The sequence below is a fragment of the Bradyrhizobium sp. 170 genome (genome assembly GCF_023101085.1).
In the GTDB taxonomy this organism is placed as follows: Bacteria; Pseudomonadota; Alphaproteobacteria; order Rhizobiales; family Xanthobacteraceae; genus Bradyrhizobium.
Map to the genome: position 1 here is coordinate 8,523,848 of NZ_CP064703.1, position 18,588 is coordinate 8,542,435.

An 18,588-nucleotide genomic window follows, 5' to 3' on the forward strand; every position below is an offset into this window, starting at 1 on the left:
TCGGGAATTCCAAGTGTGGATCGTACTTCGATGACTAACAGCATCGCGCGCTGCCCGTCACTCCCGGCAACGCCATTAACTCTCCTGTCATGGGAGCATTGTTCTAATTGCACGGACTTGCCCGAAACCGCGTATGATGCCCGCTGAATGAGCACTTAGGCATCCGATGGACCTCAAACAATTGCGCACCTTCCGCGCCGTCGCGGAACTCGGCAGCCTCAGCAAGGCCGCGGACCGGCTGCGCGCCGCGCAGCCCGCGCTCAGCCGGCACATCAAGCTGCTCGAGCACGAGCTTCGCGTCGAGCTGTTCGTCCGCAATGGCCGCGGCATGCTCCTGACCAGCGCCGGCCGGATGCTGCTCGACCGCACCACCGGGCTGATCCGCCAGATCGAACAGGTCAGCGATGACCTCAAATCGGCCAACGGCAATCCGTCGGGACGCGTCATCCTCGGGCTGGTGCCGACGGTAAGCGCGGTGCTGTCCGGACGGTTCGCCCGCCGCGTCATCACCGAGTTTCCCGACGTCTCGCTGCGCATCGTGGAGAGCTATGGCGGGCATCTGGTCGAGTGGCTGCACCGCGGCGAGATGGATCTCGCGATCATCTACGGCCCGGCAGTGGATTTGCATCTTCAGGTCCAGTCGATCGGCCGTGAGGATATCGTCGCCGTCGGGCCGCCGGGATCCGGCCTCGGCAAGCGAAAGCAGGTCGACCTGAAATGGCTGGTGAAGCAGAAGCTGATCCTGCCGAGCATCTCGCACGGCTTGCGGGCGCTGCTGGAGAAGGCGCTGGCGCGCGAGAAATTGAAGATCGAGGCGATGATCGAGGTCGATTCCTACCGCGCGCAGATCAGCCTGATGGAGGAAGGGCTCGGCTATACGCTGCTGCCGCCCTCCGCCATCCGCACCGAAGTGGCGGCGAAACGGCTGGAGATGACCGCCGTCAGCCCCTCGGTGTCGCGCGAACTGATTCTCGCTTCGCCGATCGCCCATCCGCCGTCGATCGCAACCACGACGATTGCGACGCTGATCGTGTCGGAGATTCAGCAGCTCTCCAAGGAAGGGCTGTGGAAGATCAACATGACGGCGTAGTCCCGCTATGTTCGCCGTCATGGCCGGGCAGAAGCGCGAAGCGCGTCTTCGCGCTTTAGCCCGGGCATGACGGATTTACAGAGTCGTAGCTGCACTCCTCAATTAAACAGCGCCTCGTCTCCCAGCACCGATTGCCGGAAGCGCGTCGTCAGGATGACGCCATCCGCTGGCGGCATCACGAAGGCCAGCGCTTCGGGATTGATCTTGATCTGCGCGAAGGCCGTTCCCCTTCCCTCATGCGTGAGGTCGCGCAGCTCGGTGACTTCAGCCATCGTCCGGACGATGCGCGAGGTGCGGATGCCGCAGGCGGTTGCGATGGCGGCAAGGTCGACGCCGAAAGCCGTGGGCGTTTTCTGCATGCCGGTCTCGCCAAAACGCTCATTGTCGAGGACGGCGATCGTGAGATTCTTCGGCGCTTCCACCGCGATTGACGCGAGCGAGCCGACATTCATCAGCATCTCGCCGTCGCCGGTGATGACGAGCACCTTGCGCTTGGGCTGCGCCAGCGCCAGCCCGAGCCCGATCATGGAGGCGCCGCCCATCGCACCCCAGAGCGGGAAATTATTGGGATGATCGCCGGCGGCGGAGACGTCCCAGTTCGGCGCGCCGAGGCCGGCTATGACGAGGAGATCGGCGCGATCACGCACCAATTCGTTGACGACGTCGCGGCGATGCAGAAGTGCGTTCGGATTGGTCATTTGCGGGCAAGCTCCTTGAAATTCTTGGCGCCGAGCACCCGCTGTCCGATCAGGACCGCCACCGGCTTCCAGCTGTTGAAGGCGAGGTGCGCCGCGCCCTGCACGGCGGAAGCGACGAGATCAGGCTCGTCCACCTTGTTCACGATCACACCCATGGCCTCGAGCGAGGGGCGCGTGCCCTGCCCCATCGGGATCTGCCACGGATTGAACTCGCCCCAATCGCCGCGCATGGTGACGATCATCAATAGCGGCATATGGCAGATGACAGGCAGCGACAGCATGTTGATACAGTTGCCGACGCCGCTCGATTGCAGCAGCAGGACACCCCGCTCGCCACCGAGCCACGCGCCGGCCAGCATCGCTACGCCCTCTTCTTCCGTCGTCAGCGTCACGACGCGGGTTTCGGGATCGGCCTCGAAGGAACGGATCAGGCGGCTGTGGCCGGCGTCCGGCACCATCGCGACCTGGCGAATACCGGCGTCCTTCAGCACGCGATAGATCTCGTCCGGCCACGTCGGCAGCGCTGGCGCCGCCTCGCTCCGTGATTTTGCTGCTTCGGCCATCGGGCTCCGTTTCCTCTGCGATCTCAGGGTTGATTGGTGCGAACCATAGATCGCCGCCTGGCCTTAAGGAATTTGAATGTGGACATGGCTTCTATCGCAAAATTGAAAGGCTGGGGTGGGAGGGGTGAGATTTGGGCGACGACGATACCGTAGGATGGGTGGAGCCAACGGGTCCGGCCTTCGGCCGGCCCGATGATAAACTCCGCGATACCCATCAACGCCGGTGCGTGTGGCGATGGGTATCGCTTCGCTCCACCCATCCTACGAAAACTCACCCTTCGAGACGACCGCTCTGCGGCCTCCTCAGGGGATGGACACCGAAGCGAGGCTCTTTCCCCGTCATTGCGAGCGCAGCGAAGCAATCCATAGCGCCACAAACGGAAAGGTGGATTGCTTCGCTGCGCTCGCAATGACGGCTGAACCAGCCTGCGCATTCTCGCGACGTGATACGCCCGAGGTTTGCTGTTCACCTTGCCGGGAGCGGCACTACTTCGGCTTGGAATCCGGCGCAGGATTTGCTTCGCTATACCGATCGCCGGAGGAGCTTTCATGACCATTGACCTGACCCGCCGCACGTTGCTTCACCTCGCCGGCGCTTCCTCGCTGGGCGCAGCGGCGATCGCGGCGGCGCAAGCCGAGGGGACCGCAGGCGGCGGCGGGCCGACCTTTGCCAACCGGACGCCGATGCGGATCGGCATGGTGACGCTGCGGGTGCGCGATCTCGACAAGGTGACCGACTATTATCGTGACGCGATCGGCCTCGCCGTCATGCAGCGCACGGCCACCAGCGTGCGTCTCGGCTCGGGCGGCGTGGCGCTGCTCGACCTCGAACGGCGCGAGGGCGCCGCGCGCGAGGCGCGCAACGCGGCGGGGCTCTATCACACTGCGTTCCTGATGCCGACGCGCAAGGATCTCGCGCGCTGGCTGGTGCACGCGGCGAAGAACAAGGTCCCGCTCTCCGGCTTCGCCGATCACCTCGTCAGCGAATCCGTCTATCTAGACGACCCCGAAGGCAACGGTATCGAGGTCTATGCCGATCGCGCGCCCGAAACCTGGAAATGGGATGGCGGCTCGGTCGCCATGGCAACGGACCAGCTCGACATCGACGGCCTCCTGGCGCTGACGGATACGGGCACGACCAACTATGCCAAGGCCCCCGATGATCTGCGCATCGGCCACATGCACCTGCGCGTCGGCGATCTTGAACAGGCCGACCGCTTTTATGGCAGCGCCATCGGCTTCGACCCGACCCGCAAGCGAAGCGGCGCCGCGTTCCTTTCCTCAGGCCGCTATCACCATCACCTCGGGATCAACGTCTGGCAGAGCGCCGGCGCCGGGCCGCGCGACGACACAGCCACCGGGCTTGCGTGGTTTTCGCTGGAGGTCGCGGCGCAGCAAATTCTTGAGGCCCAAACGCTGCGCCTGCGGCAGGTGGGCGCACCGGCCGCAGCGATCGAGAACGGCATCGAGACCGCCGATCCCTGGGGCACGAAGCTGCGGCTGATCAAAGTCTGATACTGGCAGCAATCATCGATTAGCCCTGCTCAGCGGACCCTCGACAGACCATGCGACCGCGGCCCGGAAAATGAGGTCCGTCCCCGCCAGGGGACGTCAAGCATTATTTCTTCTTGCCGGTACCCAAGGTCGGCTGCCAGCCTCCGGTCTTCTGACTCGGTGCTGCGGCAATCACCTTGATCTTCTCCTTCTTGGGTTTCTTGGTTTCCCGATTGCCTCTTTGCTCGCCTTTAGCCATGTCGATCTCCCTAGGGTTGATGGTGACGCCGGAACTAACGCAAACTCGCCGACTAGAGGCGAGGCCCGTCCAGATCATATCTGACTTTCAACGTCCTGATCAGATCGAGCGTGCGGGTGCGATAGAAATTGTCGGCCTCCGACGTTGGCCGACTGATGCTCGCGCTCCATCCGTAAGCATCGTCGAAAACAAACATCGTCATCCCCGACGGCCAGGGACCATGGAGGGTCCTTGCCCGCTCGACAATCAAATCCTGGAGCTCATCGGCAGTCTTGAAGGCTCTGACGCTCATGGCTTGCCTCCGGGACCTCTGGTGGGCGCTCCGCTAGCCTTCAAGCTGATCGAACTCATCAGACAACAGGATCCGGCCCCGGGGCGTGGATATCCTCACGTCCAAATAACCTTCCTGCAAAGCTCGTTTGCCTTCTTGACGGCCGCCTCCGCCGCCGCACGGCTAAGATTGACCCGGCCAAACTGATTGTTGCCGCTGATCAGGTAATGCAGTTCGGTCGTCCTATCCATGCAGGGATACCACGGCCGACACCAACAAAGGATGGAACTGCGGGACGGTCCGGTCGGCGGCCAAGCAAGCGTGGGACAACAAAAGCTCCGTTCGCCCCGGGCGTGAGCATTCTCAGCCCTCAATCACCGATCGACGCCGTGGGAAACGCGGTGATGATCGACCCTAGGCTCGCGTCGCGGGAATAGCGAGCGCTAAAACACCGCGGAGACAATCACGAGCGCCCTTCCAGCGGTAATGCTCGCACTTAACGTGTCCCAACCTCAATCGCGGTTACGGAAGGATAGCTGACGCAATCCCGTCGCTTCCAGCTCGAAGCAGATCGAGATGTTCGGTCCGAAAGCAGGCCCGATCCGCGGAAAGTTGCCGGGCCTGTCTCAATCGAAAGCCGATGGCAGCTCTCCCTTGCGGAAGATGACCGTCGGCTCGTCATCATAGTCGCCCATCTCAGGGTCGCCGGTGGATGAAAAGGCAACAACCCCGAGCTTGCTCAAGGCTAGCCGCTCTGCGGTGCGAAGCGCGCCCGTTGCCGTTTTGCAGGCGATCGGGGCGCCCGCTTTCAGGTTTCCTCCCCGGCCGGCGTCGAAGGCCTGAACGAAATAGCTTGTTTCGCGAACCATGGGGCGCTCCTTTGAGGACGCAGGCCGAACCGAGCGATTTCCGATTCAGGACATCGATCGCATCAACGCGGAAATCTGGATCGTTGCAAAGTTGGAGTACGTATCCGATACGGCATAGGGCAAAATGAGCTGATCATTGTGCGTCATCGCCCCGCAGGTATAGACCACATTGGGAACATAGCCTTCGCGTTCGGATGGTTCGGGTCGCAACAACGGTTCGCTCGAACGCGCCAGCACCCTGGAGGGATCGCGTTTGTCGAGCAGTGCCGCGCCGATCGAATATTTTCGGACCGGGCCGACACCATGCGTCAGCATCAGCCAGCCCTCCTCCAGTTCGACCGGCGATCCGCAGTTGCCGATCTGCACGAACTCCCAGGGAAATTGCGGCTTCAGGATCGGCTGACCGCCTTCCCATCTGTAGAGGTCGTCGGAATAGACCAGATAGAGATTCTCGTTGTCCTGTCGCGCGATCATGGCGTATCTGCCGTCGATTTTGCGCGGGAACAGCGCCATGCCCTTGTTGCGCGCGGCTGCGCCTTGCAGCGGCGTCATCCGAAACGAGAGGAAGTCGGTGGTCTCGATCAGCTCCGATCGGATCGCGGTGCCCTTGTAGGCGGTATAGGTCGCATAATAGGTCGTCCGGCCACCATCGCTGAATTGGACGAAGCGCGCGTCTTCGATGCCGTTCGATTGCGATTCCGTCACCGGAAAGATCACGCGTTCGCTGATGTCCGGCGCCGGCTCGAAAACGATTTCGACTTCGTCGCCGATCGGTCCGGCCGTCCGATGCGTGATGCGGGGACTTGTGGCGAGCCGGGCCGTCGGATCGACTCGAATGCTGCCGTCCGCCGCGATGGCGCCGGCTCGAAACGTCAGGGACGATACGTGCCCCTCGCCGACGGCTCGCAGGCTCAGAATGAAGCGCAGACTGCCGTTCGGGATTCCCGACTGGTCGGGGTGCGGTACGATGCTGGGATTGAACAGTGCCGACGCTTCGAAGGAATATTCGTGCAGGAAGTAGGCGCCGAGGAGCTGGCGCTGCACTTCGGAAAACGTACAGTGCGCCAGCAGCGCCTCCTCCATTTCGTCGGCCCGGCGCTCAAACGTCTCCAGCAGGTTGCGGTGCCGGCCCTGGAAATTCTCCAGCACGTCGGCCAGCTGGCCGGCCGCAGCCTGCGGATCGAGATTGAGAACGCGCTCGACAATATGGTTGGCACGCGTCTTGTCGGTCGGGTTGAGATCGCGCGGTTCGGTCGCCGGCTTGAACGGACGTACGATCACGCGCGCGGGATCAGGCCGCAGATAAAGCGCCCGCCGATTGACAAAAGTGGCTTGTAACAAGGTGTCCTCTGTTCGCGTTTGCGTGAATGGACGCTTAACTCAAGCGCCGATGGCGCGAAGCGCCACGGGATTCGTCGGATTGATATTGGCGCGCGCAAGCTGGCGCATCTCGGCCAACGCCAGCAGATAGGACACGACCGACTCGCCGCCGCGATTTTCATTGGCACGATCGGGATGCAGTCCATCGCGGCAACTGCCGGTCTCGGAATCGACGAGCGGAACCGACAGGTCGTTGCCGCCGAAGAACCAGAAGAAAACTCCGGCCGCGATGGCCTTCCATTCGGCATCGCCGTCGGCGCGCCACGCGGTCAGGCACGCCGCAATCGTGGCGGTGGCTTCCACCGGCTGCTGATCGAAGGTCCCGGGCGGCTTTCGAAGTTCGCCGAAGCTCGTCGTACCCACCGGGCGGAAATGCCCGGTCGACGTCGTTTGCAGCGTCATCAACCAACGCAGGGTTCTCAAGCCGGCATCGACATAGGCCGGCGTTTGCGTTGCGAGGCCGGTCGCAATCAGGGCCTGCGGCAAGCGCGCATTGTCATATGCCAAAACTTCCTCGAACCACACCCAGTCCGGCGTCTCGACCAAAGCGAGGGCAGACACCAGCGTGTCGGCAAGAGAATGCCTGATCTCACGGGCGCGCTGATCATCCGGAGCTACGGCGCAATAGGCGTCCAGACCGAGAAGCGTGAAGGCCATTGCGCGAGGCGAGCGAAAAGCCGCGGCGGTCGACAGAGCTTCGGCAAACAAGGCCGCCGCCCATCGCCGCCGTGACCGGCTGGCATCTTTTCGCGCGCATTCACCCAGGGCCCACAGGGTTCGCCCGTGACTGTCCTCGGAGCCTTCATCTTCGAGCCAGGTCCGGTTGAAACCCATGAAGTTGCGAAAGCGCCTGGTATCGGGATTCCACGCATGCTGCACAAAGGCGGCAAAGCGGCCGGTCTGGCTTTCCGAAAGCGGGTGCTCGCCCGGCTCATTGAGCGCGCAAGCCAACAGCAACGCGCGGGCGTTGTCGTCCACGCAGTAACCGTGCGCGCGATCCGGCACCGAATGCACGGCGTGCTGGAACAGTCCGGTATCATCGCACATCGACAGGAAATGACCCAATTGCATATCGGGCACCGCAGGGCCGTGCGGCGAGATCGCGTCCGGCGCGGCACGCGCGATCACCTTCAGCCGGTGGCCGTGCCGTGCATTTTCGAAGGCGGTGATGTAACGCTCGGCAGTGCGCTCCCATGTCATCGATCGGCTGGCAGCGTAGGCGCGCTCCCGCATCGCCTGCCGGCGAGGGTCGTCGGTAAGCAGGCCCGCTATTTCGTTGCTGGTCTCTATCGGGTCGCCAAAGGAAACGAGAACGCCGCGGCCGTCGGCCAACAGCTCGCGCGCATGCCAGTAAGGCGTCGAGACCACCGGCTTGCCGAGGCCGAAGCTGTAGGCCAGCGTGCCCGACGTCATCTGCGCCTCGTTGAGATAGGGCGTGACATAGACGTCGCACATTGAAATGAATTCGAGCAGCGTGGCCTGATCCACGAACTGGTCGAGGAATACGACGTGATCCTCGACGCCAAGTTTGCGCACGCGCGCCATCAGGCTTCCGCGATAGGCATCGCCCTGGTCGCGAACCAGGTTGGGATGCGTGGCACCGAGCACCACATAGACGGCGTCCGGCCGCCTTTGCAGGATCGAGGGCATGGCGTCGATCATGACCTCGATGCCCTTGCTGGGGGACAGCAAACCGAACGTCAGAATGACCGACCGGTTGCTGAATCCGAGTTTGGCCTTTGCCGCGTCCGGCGCGACAAACGGAAAGTCGGGAATGCCATGGGCGATGACCTCGATCTTGTCGTCCGGCACGCGATAGACGTTGCGCAGCAGTTCACGGCCCTTGCTGGCCATCACGACAACCTTCGAGGACATCTCGGCGATACGCCCCATCACCGCGCGCTGAGCCGCCGTCGGCGCGGACAGCACCGTGTGCAGCGTCGTGACGACCGGCATGGTCAGGCGCGACAGCAGTTCCAGGATATGGGCTCCGGCGTCGCCGCCGAAAATTCCGAACTCGTGCTGCAGACAGACAATGTCGAACCGGCCGGCGTTGAGAAACGCAGCGGCGCTGACATATTCCTCGATACTGTCGTCCTTGATCTGCAATGCGACCGAAGCAGGATAGTCATAGGTCTGATCGTGGTCGGTCATCGCCACGATGCAGGTTTGCAGGTTTGGCCGTGAATTCGAGATCGCGCGTTGCAGGTCCGTCGAAAATGTTGCGATTCCGCAGCGGCGAGGCAACGAATTGCCGAGCACTGCGATCCTGCGGAGCGGCGTCATGTACGCGCCTCGGCGAGGCCAGTGAGTTCCGCCAGCTCGGCGGCAACGGCCTGAACAGGTCTGGTCGATCGCCCGGAAAGCCTGTGCAAAAGGGAGCCGATCGGAGCGCTTGCGGGATACGCGACCAGGGCGGTCAATCCGTTGGCACCGACTTCGATGCTGGCGCGACCGCCGCCGACGAAGATCGCCTGCCCGACGGATAGCGCGGCCAATCCGATCGCCGCATGGCCTTCAAGCGCGAGAACCCAGGTTTCCGAATCGGCGAGCAGCGCCCAGCTTGAACCTCCGGGCAGATCGAGCCGCTCGAGCACAAAATGTTGGCTCGCGACCAGAACCGTCCGCTCAAGAGTCAGGCGGGTCGGTTGACGTGGAGGCCCAGGCGGGAAGACGTTGGCGACTGCTACGCCATTGTCGATGTGCAATTCACGCGCTCTGCCGTAGTCGAACAGGCGAAATGTCGTGTCGCTGCGCTGCTGAATCTCGGCGAGCACGATGCCGGCGCCGAGAGCGTGGATGGTGCCGGCCGGAATGAAGATGACATCGCCTTTCGCAACCGGACACCATTGAATCAGCTCAACGATCGAGCCATTCGTTGTCGCCGCGCGTAATTCCTGTGGTGTGATCCGTCGATTCAGGCCGACGCCGATCTGCGTGCCCGGCTCCGCCGAGATGATGTACCATGCTTCGCTCTTGCCGTTCGGCATCCCCATCGCGCGCGCAAACGTATCGTCGGGATGAACCTGAATCGACAACGGCGCGCTGGTGAACAGCAGCTTGAGAAGCAAGGCAGGAATAGGCGCATTGCTGTCGGCGCGCTCGAACCAAAGCTCTCCCACGGCATCCCCGGTACCGTCGACGCTGCTCCATGGCTGGAGATCGCTGACGCCCCAAGGCTTGCGCATGGCCTGCACGGACGCGTGTTCGATGGACATAGCGTCTCCTGACCCGTAACGCGCATGCCGAAGCGACATGCCGTTGGTCGATATCGTCTGCAGGATTGTGTGGCTAAGCGTCGCGTCTGCGGACTCGCCTTGTTGCGAAACCGGGTACGCTGTTGGTCATATGGATACTGCCTTACCCAATAGCAACCATTTTGCTTCGCGCGCGGTAGAAGACGGCACACCGAGCATGGCCCGGGCCGCTGGAGATCGATCCCGGTTCCATATCACGTTGCTATCGCGATTGGATCGGATGCGGCATGAACGCCGACCTTGCCTTCGCTGTGGGGATTTCCCTCGACATCGTGACGAAAAGAGCGTCTGCTACACCGATCACCGCCTATCCAGCCTGCAAAGCGATGGGCGTCCGGGCCTGTTCTGGCGAGGCCCGGCGAATCTCCGGCAAGATCGGAACGACATCTCTCCATCCTATGCCGCCGCCCATTCAGACCAGCCGCTGAGCCAGTTCCAACGACATCATCGCGGTGAACGCGAAAGGAATGACGATGAAGAAACCCCTGCTATCCATTGAAGAGCCGGAGCCGAAGAAGGCGGTGCGGGCCGACAGGCCGCCGACCGAAGGGTTCGCGACGATCGTCGACGGCCATTTCAAGTCGGAGTTTGACACGGCCGAGGCTGCTGAAGTCTCCGGCCGAAAGCTGAAGACCGCTTATCCGATGCTTCAGGTCCAGGTCTACGATGCCGCCATGAAGGTGCGCACCTTGTTGAGCTAGCAAAAGCTGGCTGTCGCGGCGTTATCGTCCGGGCGGAGCAAGGCCCCTACCGGCCGGGCGCCTCCATCTCAGCAACCGCGGCAGATATTCTTCAGCCTGGCGCTGGTCCTGGCGTCTTCTGCGCTGAAAGGATCGTTGAAAGGATCTTTGTTGACGGCTCGCGACGGGTCTCTTTCGGAGACTGCGGACTTTTCCATTTTCGGAGGGTACACGGCGTCGTAGCACGACAGACGCGCATTGGCGTTTTCGATCACGCGGCACTCTGGCGCTGCGGCAAGAGCGCCCGTCGCACACACGCACAGTGCCAGCACGGCGAGAGTCGTTTTCATCCGAATTCCTTCCCGATGGGTCGCGATTTCAAATCAAGCAGGTCGACGCGGGAAGATTCCGTCGTCACGCGACCTCGTCGGTCCAGACCTTGAAGCCGGCCAATGTGTTGGGCCCGAAGGTCTGGGTGATCGGCACATCGGAGGCGTCGCGCCCCTGCGCGATCAGGATGCGGCCGATCCTCGGCACGTTGTTGCGCGGATCGAAGGTGCGCCAGTGCCCGCCGATATAGGCTTCGAACCAGCCGGCGAAATCGCCTGCGGCCCAGGGTTTTGGCGTGCCGATATCGCTAAGATAGCCCGTGCAATAGCGCGCGGGAATGTTCATGCAGCGGCAGAACGCGATGGCCAGATGGGCATAGTCGCGGCAGACGCCCTTGCCTTCCTCGTAAGCCTCCCACGCCGTCTTGCTGGCGCGCGCGTGCTCGTATCCGAACGCGATGTGACGATGGACGAAGTCGCAAATCGCCTGAACCCGGGCCCAGCCCGGCGGCGTCTTCTCGAACAACTGCCAGGCGATTTCCGAAAGCCGGTCAGTCTCGCAATAACGGCTGCCGAGCAGATAGACCAGGGTGTCCGCGGGCAGGTCTTCGACCGCATGCTGAGCCGCGGAAGCAAACGTCGGATCGGGCAGGCCGCTGTCGCGAACGACGCCGTCGGCCGCAAGACGCATGCGGCCGGCGGGCGCAACCATGCGGCTGCACCAATTGCCGAACATGTCGCGATAGGGCGTGATTTCGACGACCGGGCCGGTGGTGAGGAAATCTGGTACGATGACATCGGACGCGCGGGTGAAGTGTGTGCCCAGCACCATGATCATCGGCGTCGGTTGCGGAAAATCGTAGAGCATTTCGAATCCGACGCGAATCTTCATTCGAAAGGCCTTCTCCATCTACTGCCTGCTCGAAGTGGCTACGAAACCAGCGAATACAAGGCGCCGGCTGCCTCATTCGACCAAATGCCGCCGGCAGTGGAGAAAACGATAGCTAATTGCCGCAAAAGCGCGCACCCTGCGACGATGTCCGCAAAACCTCATGACTTCGTGCGCCGATTCGCCGGGCGGCCGGCATGACCACGCGCACGCGACGGGAAACGGTTCATTTCAGGCACCCGTTCCGCATCAGGGGTATCGACCGGCAGCTCGCACCGGGGGCTTACGAAGTCGTCACCGACGAGGAGATGATCGAGGGCCTTTCGTTTCCCTGCTTCCGGCGGGTCGCCACCATGATCATGGTGCCCGGCGCGCCGCCGCAACGTTCCGCGATGGAGATGATCTCGATCAGTTCGATCGATCTGTCCGACGCGCAACGCATCGATGCGAGCGCGCCGCGTGACTGAGACCCCGATCGAGCTCGACAAACATCGCGGCATGGCGGCGCAGAAGGCCACCGATATCCGTCGCGTGATCGCCGAAGTCGAGGCCAACGCAAAACTGCTGCGTGACAAGCAGGGCGTTGTCGAAATCGAGATCCTCGGTGCACCAGCCACATCGTGGCCCGAGGCGGTGGCCAAGGCGCGTTACGTGCTCAACCTGTATTCCGCCAGCCTGCCGGCGGCCGACACCCATCACCGCGACCTCGTAGCCGCGGTGCTTGCGGATCTCACCCGACTCTCGGGAGAAATGACCTGAACAAGACGATGTTCGGCTTAAAAGAACTGCACACTTCATCCAGCCGTCCCGACCAGGATCGAACGGCATAAACCGAAAGCACCTGATGCAAAATCTCTCGCCACGTCATGTCATGACGGAAGAATCGCTTCGTCTCGGGGTGGAGTCCGGCTGGTATTCGACCAAGGTCAGTGGAACCTTCGTCTCGGGCCCGCATTCTTCCGAAGCGGATTGCCTGCGCAGGATCGCAGAAATCAATCCGCCGCCGGTAACAAAAAAGAGGGTAGCCGGATGAGAGAATCGTTTCGCTCCGGGAGAAATGCCTGATGACGTTCGCGCGCGGCAACATCCGAGGCTATGACGACGACCGGATGGTCCTGCTGTTCTCCATGATGGACGGCGGCAGGGAAGTGCCCTGCGCCGTCAGCGCTGCGGCGATGGATGAACTGGAACACGTGCCGCGCACGCCGGCAAACCGGCGCGAGGAACAGTTTTCGCGATTGCGGGACCGGATCGAGGCGTGCGCGTCCCGCAAATTCGAGAAGCGGGAGTTCGAAGGCTCTCCTCCGGGCATCATCGTGCGCGGCATAGATTTCCGTTCCTGAAGACGCCCGCCGCGCGGGCGGCCGTCGCTGATGTCACGATGAACCGGTCCGCGGACCGGTGAAAAACAGTTCCGCCTTTTCCCCGATCATGTTTTAAGGTCCCGGGCTATTTCCGAAGGGGCCTATTGCATGAACTTGCCGATGAGCTGGGACGAATGGGCTGACCACGACGGCGTTGCGCTCGCCGCGCGCGTCGCGAAGGGTGAACTGACGGCCGCGGAACTGGCCGCGCAGGCGGCCGCCGGCATCGCCAAGGTCGATCCCGCGCTTTCAGCCGTCGTCGAAATCTTCGAGGATGCGGTCACAGACCCCGCCACCGACGGCACCAATCTCGACGGACCGTTTGCCGGACTTCCGTTCCTGATGAAGGACCTCGGCCCGACAATGAAGGGCCGCCTGCAGGAAATGGGCTCGCTCTACATGCGCGGCAATCGCGCCACCGCCGACACGTTCATGACGACGAAGATGCGCGGGGCCGGGCTCAATCTGATCGGCCGCACCACTACGCCGGAATTCGGGGTCTGCAGCTCGGCGGACAATCCCGCCGTCTACGTCACGCGCAATCCCTGGAATACCGGCTACACCACCTGCGGCTCGTCAGCCGGCAGCGCCGCGATGGTCGCCGCAGGCACTGTCCCGATCGCGCATGCCACGGATGGCGGCGGCTCGATCCGGATTCCCGCAGGGGTCAACGGCAATATCGGGCTGAAGGTCTCGCGCGGCGTGTTCTCGCTGGCGCCGCTTCTGTCCGACCTCAGCGGGCTGGTCTCGATTCAAGGCTGCCAGTCGCGCACGGTGCGCGACACCGCGGCTTTCGTCGACGCCTGCCGCGGTCCGGCGCCGGGCGAATTCATGCCGTTCTGGAGTCCGCCCGAGCCTTATACGCGGATGATCACGCGCGATCCGGCGCGGCTGAAAATCGCGCTGTCGTACAAGTGGGGCGATTACCAGGCGACGCCGCAGATCGCGGCCGAGTTGCAAAAGGTCGGGCGCTTCCTTGAAGGCCTCGGCCATCACGTCGATTACGCCTTGCCGGAGCTGGACTATCGCGAAGCCTTTGCGGCGCAGACCACCTGCTACATCAGCAATTTTGCCGTCGTCATCTCCAACATGCTGGCCGCGCGCGGGCTGGAGAAACCGCCGGAATATCTGATTGAGCCCATCAACGTCCGGATCTGGGAGCATGGCCGGAACACGAGCTACGCCGACCGGGCGCGGATGCAGGCGGTGTTCAACACGACCTCGCGCGGCTTCGGCGCGTTCTTCGAGGATTGGGACATCATCCTGACGCCGATCACGGCATTGCCGACGCCGAAGGTCGGCACCACGGAGTATCTCACGATCAGCGACAATCCGTCCGTGCTGGACTGGTTCGGCAACCTCTGGCGCAATTTTGCCTTCACGCCGCTCGCCAATCTCTGCGGCATCCCCGCGATCTCGCTGCCGCTCGCTACCCACGAGCACGGCCTGCCGCTCGGCATCCAGGCGATCGCCAAGCAGGCGAACGACGGGTTGCTATTGCAACTGGCGGCGCAGATCGAGCGCGCGATCGGCGGCAAGTGGAACGCGGGAAAGAAGCCCGGCGTGCATGTGACGAGCGATTGACAATCTCAAGCGAGCGCAGCGAGGCAACCCATCTTTCCCGACGCCGAGGCATGGATTGCTTCGCGGAGCCTGTCATCTACACCGCAAGGCCCAGACATAAAATCGCGAAAACAACCCCATGCAAAGTAGAATGGGCCCCGGCTCGCAGCACTCACGCCGCTTGCGTCCGAGGCACGAGATGATCCGTCGTCACGGCCCGACCTAATCTGATCCTACTCTAGGAACTTCGTGAGATTGAGCCCTCCGCGACTTCACTTCCCCTACCAAGCAGAGCGTCACGGGCTTCCTTCAGGCGCTTCAAACTCTCCACATTAGTCTCGCGCCTTTCGTCCAGACGATTGAGATAGGACAGCTCGGCCTTGACCTGGGCAAGGTTCAGGGTTTCGGCCATGCTGTTCAATCCTTGCTCTGCGGGCTGATCGGCTTCTTCAACGGCCATGTCGTGGGCGGGGCGAATTGATTTTAGCATCAAGATACCGGTCCGGTTGTGAAGCTCTTCACACATGGCGCACGACGCGCTTGCCTGCGTAGCTGCGGGCAGTGCCGGTCGGTACTGGCGCCGGGCTCCAGTTCGCATCCGCATTGAAATCCAAGATTGCGGCTATCAACCCGGCTGCGGTTGGATTGAGCTCCCGGGCCGCGCCCCGCGCGACCGCCGGTAGCGCCGCCGGGCACAGCGCGGTCGATGCCGGCAATACGCCCCGCAGCCGGCGAACCACGGCACTCCGGCAAGCGGAGCTTGGCACAGACACGTTTGATCTCACTCGGAATTCTCCCTTCCAGCCCTCGGGCATCTGCAACATCGCATTAGGGGCCAGCGGTGTCCTGATGCGGCTGTTGAGACTTTCTGAAATTTTTCTGATATTCCGCGTGCCTGTGCGTTTGGGCACATTTTTGCGGTCGATCCGGGGACTAAATGGGGACAGTTGCCGGTGGGAGAGGAACGGTGCTGCGCTTTTCCGGTTTTGAGCTCGATTCGGAGCGCGCCGAGCTGCGCGCACCCGATGGCGGGACGATCAGGCTCCGGCCCAAGACCCTGGAGATACTGCGGCTGCTCGCCAGCAATGCCGGCCGCGTCCTGAGCAAGCAGCAGTTGATGGAGGCGGTCTGGCCGAACGTCCATGTCGGCGAGGACAGCCTGTTCCAGTGCATCCGCGAAATCCGCACTGCGCTCGGCGACGACAAGCGCCAGGTGGTCCGGGTGATTTCGGGGCGCGGCTATCTGTTCCAGGCCGAGGTGACCGAGGTCCCCGTCCCTGCGGCGCCGGAAATTGCGCCCGTCAGCCCGCCGGCGACCGCCGCATCGGACACGAAGGCGGCCACCGAGACGAATAGTGAGCCCGCGAAACGGTTTTTCGACTTCAGCCGGCGCCGCAGCGCAGCCTTCGCTTCTGTCGCGGGGCTCGCCATCCTGTGCACGGCGGCCGCCGTGTGGATGTTGCGGCCCGGTCTGATCTTTGCGCGCGGGCCCACGACCATCACCGTGATGCCTATCGCAGACGCGAGCAACGACCCGCTCGCCGCCCAGATGGCCGCGAACGTCAGCGACCGTCTCGCCGATGGTCTGGCGAAGATCGAAAATATCCGCGTGCTGGTTCCGGAAGCGGCCGCACCGCAGGCAGACTTCGTGGTGAAGGGCGAACTGCAGAAGAGCGAACAGGCGTGGACCGTGCGGGCGCGCATGACCGGGACGGCTACCGGCGAGGTCAAGTGGACCGCTTCCTATTCGGTCAGCATCACCCAAGACATGGACCTGCCGCTCCAGCAGTCGCGCCTTGCGGCAGGCGTGGGGCACGCGCTGGCGCTCCGTATCAACGAATTGCTGAATGCCGACCCGCGATCCGCTGCGAAGAACAAGGTCGTGATCGAACAGGCGACTGCCCATATCAATCAGACCTCGCCGGAACGTTTTCAGGCGGCGCAGGCCATACTGGAGAGGGCGCTCGCCGAAGACCCTGACAATTCCGACGTTCAGGTCGCGCTCGCCGCGCTGCTGATGCGCGGTGTGCAGATGGTCTGGTTGAGTCCGGCGGAGCGCGAGGCGTCCGAAGCCAAGGCCGAGGCGATACTGCAACAGACGCTGCGGACAAAGCCGAATTACATTCCGGCGCACGAGGCCTATTGCCGCTTCCTCAACGCGACCAACCAGTTTCGCGCAAGTCTCGTGGCCTGCGCGCGGGCCCTGAGCTTCGACCCGTGGAACGGGATCGCGCTGTATCATGTCGGCCTTGCCCAGATCCAGACCGGACGTTTCGAGGACGCGCTGGCGACGTTCAAGCAGGCAGACCGGTTCGACACGCCGCAAGTGTCGCGCTGGACGTGGATGATCGGTGCCGGCTGGGCCAACATGCTGATGGGCCGCGCCGAAGACGCCGTGCCGTGGCTACTGAAGTCGATCGCGATCACCTCCGCCAGCGGACGCACGCATATGTTGCTTGCGGCGGCCTATCAGCAATTGGGAAAGACCGACGAAGCCAGAGCTGCGATGGAAAAAGGCCGTGAATTGCGGCCCGGCTCGACCGTGGGCAACGTCCCGACGCCCAAGAAGAACTCCAGTCCGGTCTACATCGAGGCGGCCGAACGGATCATGCAGTTGATGGCGGCGGCGGGGTTGCCGGAGAGCTGACGTATTGCGCGCCCTGCGATTATTCCGTCGCCTGGACCGGCAACGTGCTGTCCTGACCCCGGCAAGCTTCAGTCGCATCCCACCAGCTTCCCAGCGCATCAAGCAACGGCACGAGCTGGAGACCAGCCGGCGTCAGATCATATTCCACGCGCAACGGATATCCCTCGAATTCAGTGCGCGCGACAATGCCGGCGTCCTCCAGCTTGCGAAGCTCCAAAGTGAGCATTTTGTGCGAGATCGCGGGGTTGTCCCTGCGCAGATCGCTGAAGCGTTTCGTGCCCTGCTTCAGATAGTAGATCAGCAGGCCGGGCCAGCGACCGCTCACGACCTGCATCACTTCTTCGATGGGACAGCGGGAGACGAGATCTTTCATCTGATTACTCGTGGTTACAAAAAGGTGCGTCATTTACTTGGGCAGCGCGATCCGTAGTTTCCAGCCACGCTGCGCAGCGTGATCAGCAGAAATCACGGAGAACATACCAATGGAACCGATTCTTGTTTATGGCTTCCCGGCCGGAAGCTCGATGGGGCTTGTCGCCGCCCTCGAATGGCTTGGCAAACCCTATTCGCTCTGCCGCGTCGATATGCTCGGCGAGATGCGCGACGCTTCCTATGCCCGCATCAATGCCCGGCACGAAACGCCGGCCCTGATCACGGATGCAGGGCGGGTGCTGACCGAGACGATGGCGATCGCTGCCTGGCTCGAGGCAAGAGACAGCGAGCGGCGCATCAGCTTCGCGCCTCTGTCGCCGGAAGCGGACCGGATGCACCAGCTGATCGGCTTTGTTAACACGGGCTTCACAGGCGCGTTCTCGCCGCTATGGGTCGCGCTGGAGATGGCGAAGCCGAACCCGCAAATGCAGGCATCGTTGCGCGAGTTCGGCGCCGCGCGGGTGATCGAGCGGCATGACAAGCTCGAGGCCATGATAGGAGATCATCCTTTTCTCGTCGGTGAGCACCCGACGCTGGCCGACGGCATTCTGGTCGGCGTCGCACGATGGCTCGACTTCCATCAGGTCGCCGATCCCTCACGCTGGCCGAAACTCGCCGCCCTGCGCCGCCGCATCGAGGCCGACCCCGCCGTGATCCATGCAACGGCGCTGGAGAACGGCGACATCAGTTCGGGCACAGGCGCCTGTGTCGGCCATATTCCGCTCGCAGATGTCATCGAGCGGTTCGGCGGCTGAGGCCACGGGCCGGCCTGGCAATGACGGCGGGGCGCAGAATCGTAGGGT

25 protein-coding genes are annotated in these 18,588 nt (G+C 62.9%); 11 read left to right on the forward strand and 14 right to left on the reverse strand.

Going from position 1 to position 18,588, the window contains the following annotated elements:
- Positions 1 to 166: 166 nt before the first annotated feature.
- Positions 167 to 1,090: a LysR substrate-binding domain-containing protein gene (locus tag IVB05_RS40175; RefSeq protein ID WP_247781597.1), complete on the forward strand. Its 924-nt coding sequence runs from the start codon at positions 167 to 169 to the stop codon at positions 1,088 to 1,090.
- A 98-nt stretch (positions 1,091 to 1,188) separates the two neighbouring features.
- Here IVB05_RS40175 and IVB05_RS40180 read toward each other — a convergent pair whose 3' ends face one another.
- Complete coding sequence (locus IVB05_RS40180) at positions 1,189 to 1,788, reverse strand: thiamine pyrophosphate-dependent enzyme (protein ID WP_247781598.1); 600 nt, start codon at positions 1,786 to 1,788, stop codon at positions 1,189 to 1,191.
- Positions 1,785 to 2,351, reverse strand: a complete 567-nt coding sequence (locus IVB05_RS40185; RefSeq protein ID WP_247781599.1) for a thiamine pyrophosphate-binding protein — start codon at positions 2,349 to 2,351, stop codon at positions 1,785 to 1,787. The genes IVB05_RS40180 and IVB05_RS40185 overlap by 4 nt, the downstream gene beginning before the upstream one ends.
- 549 nt (positions 2,352 to 2,900) lie before the next feature.
- Here IVB05_RS40185 and IVB05_RS40190 point away from each other — a divergent pair.
- A complete protein-coding gene (locus tag IVB05_RS40190; RefSeq protein WP_247781600.1) occupies positions 2,901 to 3,866 on the forward strand; it encodes a VOC family protein in 966 nt (321 codons plus the stop codon).
- 103 nt (positions 3,867 to 3,969) lie between these two features.
- Here IVB05_RS40190 and IVB05_RS43625 read toward each other — a convergent pair whose 3' ends face one another.
- The 7 genes from IVB05_RS43625 to IVB05_RS40215 all read right to left on the reverse strand — a co-directional run bounded on the left by IVB05_RS43625 (position 3,970) and on the right by IVB05_RS40215 (position 9,842).
- Positions 3,970 to 4,104: a hypothetical protein gene (locus tag IVB05_RS43625; protein ID WP_256473058.1), complete on the reverse strand. Its 135-nt coding sequence runs from the start codon at positions 4,102 to 4,104 to the stop codon at positions 3,970 to 3,972.
- A 52-nt stretch (positions 4,105 to 4,156) separates the two neighbouring features.
- On the reverse strand, positions 4,157 to 4,396 hold the full coding sequence (locus tag IVB05_RS40195; protein ID WP_247781601.1) for a hypothetical protein: 240 nt from the start codon (positions 4,394 to 4,396) through the stop codon (positions 4,157 to 4,159).
- Positions 4,397 to 4,491: 95 nt separating this feature from the next.
- Entirely contained in the window at positions 4,492 to 4,626 is a 135-nt protein-coding gene (locus IVB05_RS43630; protein WP_256473059.1) for a hypothetical protein, read from the reverse strand.
- A gap of 375 nt (positions 4,627 to 5,001) precedes the next feature.
- Positions 5,002 to 5,244, reverse strand: coding sequence for a hypothetical protein (locus tag IVB05_RS40200; RefSeq protein ID WP_247781602.1), 243 nt, complete (start codon positions 5,242 to 5,244; stop codon positions 5,002 to 5,004).
- Positions 5,245 to 5,289: 45 nt separating this feature from the next.
- Positions 5,290 to 6,585, reverse strand: a complete 1,296-nt coding sequence (locus IVB05_RS40205) for a glycoside hydrolase family 130 protein (protein WP_247781603.1) — start codon at positions 6,583 to 6,585, stop codon at positions 5,290 to 5,292.
- 39 nt (positions 6,586 to 6,624) lie between these two features.
- Complete coding sequence (locus IVB05_RS40210) at positions 6,625 to 8,910, reverse strand: glycosyltransferase family 4 protein (RefSeq protein ID WP_247781604.1); 2,286 nt, start codon at positions 8,908 to 8,910, stop codon at positions 6,625 to 6,627.
- Positions 8,907 to 9,842, reverse strand: a complete 936-nt coding sequence (locus tag IVB05_RS40215; RefSeq protein ID WP_247781605.1) for a class I mannose-6-phosphate isomerase — start codon at positions 9,840 to 9,842, stop codon at positions 8,907 to 8,909. The genes IVB05_RS40210 and IVB05_RS40215 overlap by 4 nt, the downstream gene beginning before the upstream one ends.
- A 266-nt stretch (positions 9,843 to 10,108) precedes the next feature.
- Between IVB05_RS40215 and IVB05_RS40220 the strand changes: the two genes are divergently transcribed.
- Together IVB05_RS40220 and IVB05_RS40225 are read left to right on the forward strand one after the other, a co-directional pair.
- Positions 10,109 to 10,309, forward strand: coding sequence for a hypothetical protein (locus tag IVB05_RS40220; protein ID WP_247781606.1), 201 nt, complete (start codon positions 10,109 to 10,111; stop codon positions 10,307 to 10,309).
- 45 nt (positions 10,310 to 10,354) lie between these two features.
- Positions 10,355 to 10,582, forward strand: a complete 228-nt coding sequence (locus tag IVB05_RS40225; RefSeq protein WP_247781607.1) for a hypothetical protein — start codon at positions 10,355 to 10,357, stop codon at positions 10,580 to 10,582.
- A gap of 68 nt (positions 10,583 to 10,650) precedes the next feature.
- Here the strand turns inward: IVB05_RS40225 and IVB05_RS40230 are convergent, their stop codons facing one another.
- The gene (locus tag IVB05_RS40230; protein ID WP_247781608.1) at positions 10,651 to 10,911 is read right to left on the reverse strand and encodes a type VI secretion protein; all 261 of its coding nucleotides are present in this window, start codon (positions 10,909 to 10,911) and stop codon (positions 10,651 to 10,653) included.
- Positions 10,912 to 10,975: 64 nt separating this feature from the next.
- Complete coding sequence (locus IVB05_RS40235) at positions 10,976 to 11,782, reverse strand: transglutaminase family protein (RefSeq protein ID WP_247781609.1); 807 nt, start codon at positions 11,780 to 11,782, stop codon at positions 10,976 to 10,978.
- Positions 11,783 to 11,976: 194 nt separating this feature from the next.
- Here IVB05_RS40235 and IVB05_RS40240 point away from each other — a divergent pair, with 194 nt between their 5' ends.
- From IVB05_RS40240 to IVB05_RS40260, 5 genes are all read left to right on the forward strand, one after another.
- Positions 11,977 to 12,246, forward strand: coding sequence for a hypothetical protein (locus tag IVB05_RS40240; RefSeq protein WP_247781610.1), 270 nt, complete (start codon positions 11,977 to 11,979; stop codon positions 12,244 to 12,246).
- Positions 12,239 to 12,538, forward strand: a complete 300-nt coding sequence (locus IVB05_RS40245; RefSeq protein ID WP_247781611.1) for a hypothetical protein — start codon at positions 12,239 to 12,241, stop codon at positions 12,536 to 12,538. The genes IVB05_RS40240 and IVB05_RS40245 overlap by 8 nt, the downstream gene beginning before the upstream one ends.
- 85 nt (positions 12,539 to 12,623) lie before the next feature.
- Positions 12,624 to 12,812: a hypothetical protein gene (locus IVB05_RS40250; RefSeq protein WP_247781612.1), complete on the forward strand. Its 189-nt coding sequence runs from the start codon at positions 12,624 to 12,626 to the stop codon at positions 12,810 to 12,812.
- A gap of 31 nt (positions 12,813 to 12,843) precedes the next feature.
- Positions 12,844 to 13,122, forward strand: a complete 279-nt coding sequence (locus tag IVB05_RS40255; protein ID WP_247781613.1) for a DUF1488 domain-containing protein — start codon at positions 12,844 to 12,846, stop codon at positions 13,120 to 13,122.
- Between the two features lie 129 nt (positions 13,123 to 13,251).
- The gene (locus IVB05_RS40260; RefSeq protein WP_247781614.1) at positions 13,252 to 14,727 is read left to right on the forward strand and encodes an amidase; all 1,476 of its coding nucleotides are present in this window, start codon (positions 13,252 to 13,254) and stop codon (positions 14,725 to 14,727) included.
- 217 nt (positions 14,728 to 14,944) lie between these two features.
- Here the strand turns inward: IVB05_RS40260 and IVB05_RS40265 are convergent, their stop codons facing one another.
- Entirely contained in the window at positions 14,945 to 15,232 is a 288-nt protein-coding gene (locus tag IVB05_RS40265) for a hypothetical protein (protein WP_247781615.1), read from the reverse strand.
- Positions 15,225 to 15,479 (reverse strand): hypothetical protein, encoded by a 255-nt coding sequence (locus tag IVB05_RS40270; RefSeq protein WP_247781616.1) that lies wholly within the window; start codon positions 15,477 to 15,479, stop codon positions 15,225 to 15,227. Before IVB05_RS40270 ends, IVB05_RS40265 begins: the two co-directional genes overlap by 8 nt.
- Before the next feature lie 194 nt (positions 15,480 to 15,673).
- Between IVB05_RS40270 and IVB05_RS40275 the strand changes: the two genes are divergently transcribed.
- Complete coding sequence (locus IVB05_RS40275; RefSeq protein WP_247781617.1) at positions 15,674 to 17,353, forward strand: tetratricopeptide repeat protein; 1,680 nt, start codon at positions 15,674 to 15,676, stop codon at positions 17,351 to 17,353.
- Positions 17,354 to 17,372: 19 nt separating this feature from the next.
- Here IVB05_RS40275 and IVB05_RS40280 read toward each other — a convergent pair whose 3' ends face one another.
- On the reverse strand, positions 17,373 to 17,726 hold the full coding sequence (locus tag IVB05_RS40280; RefSeq protein WP_247781618.1) for a helix-turn-helix domain-containing protein: 354 nt from the start codon (positions 17,724 to 17,726) through the stop codon (positions 17,373 to 17,375).
- 109 nt (positions 17,727 to 17,835) lie between these two features.
- Between IVB05_RS40280 and IVB05_RS40285 the strand changes: the two genes are divergently transcribed.
- A complete protein-coding gene (locus IVB05_RS40285; protein WP_247781619.1) occupies positions 17,836 to 18,540 on the forward strand; it encodes a glutathione S-transferase family protein in 705 nt (234 codons plus the stop codon).
- The last annotated feature ends 48 nt before the right edge of the window (positions 18,541 to 18,588 follow it).

What these genes read in the sequence shown, in the direction of transcription:
- IVB05_RS40265 (WP_247781615.1), bottom strand. Translation starts at nt 15,232, where the DNA reads ATGTGTGAAGAGCTTCACAACCGGACCGGTATCTTGATGCTAAAATCA.
- IVB05_RS43625 (WP_256473058.1), bottom strand. Translation starts at nt 4,104, where the DNA reads ATGGCTAAAGGCGAGCAAAGAGGCAATCGGGAAACCAAGAAACCCAAG.
- IVB05_RS40180 (WP_247781598.1), bottom strand. Translation starts at nt 1,788, where the DNA reads ATGACCAATCCGAACGCACTTCTGCATCGCCGCGACGTCGTCAACGAA.
- IVB05_RS40280 (WP_247781618.1), bottom strand. Translation starts at nt 17,726, where the DNA reads ATGAAAGATCTCGTCTCCCGCTGTCCCATCGAAGAAGTGATGCAGGTC.
- IVB05_RS40220 (WP_247781606.1), top strand. Translation starts at nt 10,109, where the DNA reads ATGAACGCCGACCTTGCCTTCGCTGTGGGGATTTCCCTCGACATCGTG.
- IVB05_RS40285 (WP_247781619.1), top strand. Translation starts at nt 17,836, where the DNA reads ATGGAACCGATTCTTGTTTATGGCTTCCCGGCCGGAAGCTCGATGGGG.
- IVB05_RS40215 (WP_247781605.1), bottom strand. Translation starts at nt 9,842, where the DNA reads ATGTCCATCGAACACGCGTCCGTGCAGGCCATGCGCAAGCCTTGGGGC.
- IVB05_RS40175 (WP_247781597.1), top strand. Translation starts at nt 167, where the DNA reads ATGGACCTCAAACAATTGCGCACCTTCCGCGCCGTCGCGGAACTCGGC.
- IVB05_RS40250 (WP_247781612.1), top strand. Translation starts at nt 12,624, where the DNA reads ATGCAAAATCTCTCGCCACGTCATGTCATGACGGAAGAATCGCTTCGT.
- IVB05_RS40185 (WP_247781599.1), bottom strand. Translation starts at nt 2,351, where the DNA reads ATGGCCGAAGCAGCAAAATCACGGAGCGAGGCGGCGCCAGCGCTGCCG.
- IVB05_RS40225 (WP_247781607.1), top strand. Translation starts at nt 10,355, where the DNA reads ATGAAGAAACCCCTGCTATCCATTGAAGAGCCGGAGCCGAAGAAGGCG.
- IVB05_RS40195 (WP_247781601.1), bottom strand. Translation starts at nt 4,396, where the DNA reads ATGAGCGTCAGAGCCTTCAAGACTGCCGATGAGCTCCAGGATTTGATT.
- IVB05_RS40240 (WP_247781610.1), top strand. Translation starts at nt 11,977, where the DNA reads ATGACCACGCGCACGCGACGGGAAACGGTTCATTTCAGGCACCCGTTC.
- IVB05_RS40190 (WP_247781600.1), top strand. Translation starts at nt 2,901, where the DNA reads ATGACCATTGACCTGACCCGCCGCACGTTGCTTCACCTCGCCGGCGCT.
- IVB05_RS40260 (WP_247781614.1), top strand. Translation starts at nt 13,252, where the DNA reads ATGAACTTGCCGATGAGCTGGGACGAATGGGCTGACCACGACGGCGTT.
- IVB05_RS40200 (WP_247781602.1), bottom strand. Translation starts at nt 5,244, where the DNA reads ATGGTTCGCGAAACAAGCTATTTCGTTCAGGCCTTCGACGCCGGCCGG.
- IVB05_RS43630 (WP_256473059.1), bottom strand. Translation starts at nt 4,626, where the DNA reads ATGGATAGGACGACCGAACTGCATTACCTGATCAGCGGCAACAATCAG.
- IVB05_RS40210 (WP_247781604.1), bottom strand. Translation starts at nt 8,910, where the DNA reads ATGACGCCGCTCCGCAGGATCGCAGTGCTCGGCAATTCGTTGCCTCGC.
- IVB05_RS40255 (WP_247781613.1), top strand. Translation starts at nt 12,844, where the DNA reads ATGACGTTCGCGCGCGGCAACATCCGAGGCTATGACGACGACCGGATG.
- IVB05_RS40230 (WP_247781608.1), bottom strand. Translation starts at nt 10,911, where the DNA reads ATGAAAACGACTCTCGCCGTGCTGGCACTGTGCGTGTGTGCGACGGGC.
- IVB05_RS40235 (WP_247781609.1), bottom strand. Translation starts at nt 11,782, where the DNA reads ATGAAGATTCGCGTCGGATTCGAAATGCTCTACGATTTTCCGCAACCG.